At 64.4% G+C, this 3,154-nt stretch carries 3 protein-coding genes and 2 pseudogenes; all 5 read right to left on the bottom strand.

All coding sequences use genetic code 11. From position 1 onward, the window contains the following. Positions 1–474: pseudogene (locus DBR22_RS24785) on the bottom strand (NADP-dependent oxidoreductase); the annotation flags it as partial. Beyond that, a complete protein-coding gene (locus DBR22_RS18720) occupies positions 471–902 on the bottom strand; it encodes an organic hydroperoxide resistance protein (RefSeq protein WP_108600240.1) in 432 nt (143 codons plus the stop codon). The gene DBR22_RS18720 and the pseudogene DBR22_RS24785, both read right to left, overlap by 4 nt. 43 nt (positions 903–945) lie before the next feature. Next, positions 946–1,380, bottom strand: a complete 435-nt coding sequence (locus DBR22_RS18715; protein ID WP_108600239.1) for a MarR family winged helix-turn-helix transcriptional regulator — start codon at positions 1,378–1,380, stop codon at positions 946–948. 148 nt (positions 1,381–1,528) lie between these two features. Next, on the bottom strand, positions 1,529–2,743 hold the full coding sequence (locus DBR22_RS18710; RefSeq protein ID WP_108600238.1) for an amidohydrolase: 1,215 nt from the start codon (positions 2,741–2,743) through the stop codon (positions 1,529–1,531). 112 nt (positions 2,744–2,855) lie between these two features. Beyond that, positions 2,856–3,154 (bottom strand): annotated as a pseudogene (locus DBR22_RS18705) (mannose-1-phosphate guanylyltransferase); the annotation flags it as partial.

Below are 3,154 nucleotides of genomic sequence, written 5' to 3'. Positions count from 1 at the left end.
GAACACGACGTCGCCGGGCTTGAACTCGGCAACCTTGAGCAGGCCGGCGTAGGCCGTCAGCCCGGTCATGCCCAGCGCTCCGAGGAATGCCGACGCCGGGGCGAGGTCCGTGCGGGCAACCGCCGTGGCGTCGGCCTCCAGAACGGCGAATTCACGCCAGCCCAGTTGATGGACGACGACGTCGCCCACCTTGCGCCCTTCGGCCCGGGACGCTATCACTTCACCCACGGCGCCGCCGTCGAGCGCTGCATCCAGCGCGAACGGCGCTGAGTACGATTTGGTGTCATTCATGCGTCCGCGCATGTAGGGGTCAACGGAGATGAAGAGGTTGCGGACCAGGACCTGGCCGTCCTGCAGTTCCGGCAGGTCGGACTCGGCCAGCCTGAAGTTTTCCGGGACGGGCCGGCCGTGCGGACGCGATGCCAGCCGGATCTCCCGGGAGGTACGGGGAAGGGTTGCGGTGTTGGTGCTCATGCGGCGAACTCCAGGATCTTGATGTCTACGGTCATGTTTCCGCGGGTGGCGTTGGAGTAGGGGCAGATCTGGTGCGCTTTGGCCACCAGGGCTTCTGCCGTAGCGAGGTCGAGGGCAGGCACGGCGATTTCCAGCTCAGCAGCCAGGCCGTAACCCGCGCCACCGTCCAGGGCGCCGAAGTGGATCTTGGCCGCCACGGCAGAATCGGTCAGGTCGGCGCGTTCCTTGCCGCCAACGAGGCGCAATGCCGAGTGGAAGCATGCCGCATAGCCCGCCGCAAAAAGCTGCTCAGGGTTGGTGCCCTGGCCGCTTCCACCCAACTCCACGGGGCTTGCGAGGGTGACGTCGAGCTTTCCGTCTTTGGTGCGCGCGTTGCCGTTGCGGCCCTCGCCGGAAGCCAGTGCCTCGGCAGTGTAAAGAGTCTTCATGATGGTCCGTCCTGTTGGAGGTAGGTACTGGAATTCGGTGTGGTCATTGGGAGTGGTGCAGGGCCTCGGTGAGCCGCTCCAAGGTGGTGCGAAGTTGCTCGAGTTCGTCGGAAGTCAGTCCGGCTGCTTCGGCCAGGCGCTGGGGAATGGCGTTTGCCCTGCTGCTCAGCGCCTGTCCGGCGGCTGTCAGGTGGACGGCAACACGGCGTTCGTCCTCGCCGGACCGGTTGCGCTCTACGAGCCCCATCGCTTCCAGCCGCTTGAGCAGGGGTGACAGCGTGCCGGAATCCAGGCCCAGCTCGTCCCCCAGCTCCCTGACTCCGCGCGGTTCGGCTTCCCACAGGACCAGCATCACCAGATACTGCGGGTAGGTGAGGCCAAGATCTTCGAGCACGGGGCGGTAAACCGCTGTCGCCGCCCGGGAAGCGGAGTAAAGGGCAAAGCACACTTGGTGGTTCAGGCGGGGAGCATCAGTCACACCATAAACGATAGTGGACAATTCAATTGCGCACAACTTATCTAGGATTAAAGTCAGCATATCGGTTGTGACACGCCCACGCTTAAGCAGGAACGGACACCCCGCGTCCCCGAGGGGGCGTGAAATGTCCGTTGAAGCCGTCCGGTAACTAGAGGCCGGGACTTTCGAGGTCGCGGATGGACCGGAGGGCTGCTGCCGTGAGGACCTGGATGCCGAGGCCGAGGGCTCGCTCGTCCACGATGTAATCACCGCGGTGCAGATCGTATTCTTCCCCGCCCGGGGTTTTGGTGCCGAGGCGCATCATGGCGCCGGGCAGCTCCGCAAGGAACCAGGCAAAGTCTTCGCCGCCCATGGATTGCGGGGTCAGCGTGACCGCACTTTCCCCGATTTCGGCGCGGGCCGCGGCCTCAATAAGCGCGGTTTCGTGCTCGGAGTTCACCACAGGAGGGACTCCCCTGGTGTGTTCGAGGTGTACGTCCACGCCATACGGTGCTGCCACCTGGTTGACCACTTCGTCCAGCAGTTCGCCGGCGTCATGCCACGCATCGCGGTCGAGGCAACGCATGGTCCCGGCCATGTAGCCCGTTCCGGGGATGGCATTGGGCGCTGATCCGGCGTTGATCTGGCCCCACACCACCGAGACGCCGCTTCGGACGTCCACCCGGCGTGAAAGCACGGCGGGAACGTTGATGGCGATCTGCGCCAGGACGAAAACAAGGTCCTCGGTCAGGTGCGGACGGGAGGTATGGCCACCGCGGCCGCTCAGTTCGATCCTGATCGTGTCTGAAGCTGACGTGATGGCACCGATACGCGTGCCGATTTTTCCGACGTCGATCCTGGGGTCACAGTGCAGCGCAAAAATGCGCGGCACGCCGTCCAGGACGCCCTGCTCGATGCAGGACAGGGCACCGCCGGGCATGGTCTCCTCCGCCGGCTGGAAGATAATCCGGACGGTTCCGCCCAGCGGGGACTCCTCGTGCATGCTCTGCAGCACCAGGGCAATGCCGAGCATGGTGGCCGTGTGGACATCGTGGCCACAGGCGTGCGTCACGCCATGGTTCTTGGACGAAAACGGCAATCCCGTTTCCTCGATGATCGGCAGGGCGTCGATATCGCCGCGGAGCGCCGTGGCGATAGGGCCCTCGCCGATGTCCACGGTGAGCCCGGTGCCTTCGAGCCTGCGGGGCGACAGGCCGGCCGCCTCGAGGCGTTCCACCAGCTTGTCAGTGGTGCGGAATTCCTTGAAGGAAAGCTCTGGGTGCGCATGGAGGTCCCGGCGGAAAGTGAGCAGTTCCGGAAGGAGAGGCTCCAGCCATGGCCGCACTAATGTGGTGGGCTCGGCTTCAGTAGTGTAATTTCGCACTCATTTACTCTAGCGAGAGTCCACGGAATAGCGTCATCACAGCCTGCTCGTTACAGATTGTGCCGCGCGTTTTTCGGCACGCGCCCCCTCAGGGGTCCGGAATACCGCCAGGCTAGAGAACGTCGGTATCGCCGCTGGCCTTGAGTGCGTCAACCGCTCCCTTGACCCGCTGGGCGTGCTGCTTCGTAGTCACCAGCAGTGCGTCGCCGGTGTCCACGATGACTACGTCCTTGATGCCGATCAGGGCGATGACGCGCTTCGTGTCCGAAACCACCACGCCGCTGGCGTTTTCGGTAAAGACCCGGGCGCCCTCGCCGATGACCGTGACGTCATCGACTTCCCGCGCACTGTTCAAGCGGCCTACGGAAGCGAAGTCCCCGACGTCGTCCCAGCCAAAGGTGCCCGGCACAA

It is taken from the genome of Arthrobacter sp. HMWF013 (assembly GCF_003061105.1).
Lineage (GTDB): Bacteria > Actinomycetota > Actinomycetes > Actinomycetales > Micrococcaceae > Arthrobacter.
Note: the sequence above shows the minus strand (reverse complement) of the source record. Positions and strands in the feature narration are given on the sequence as shown.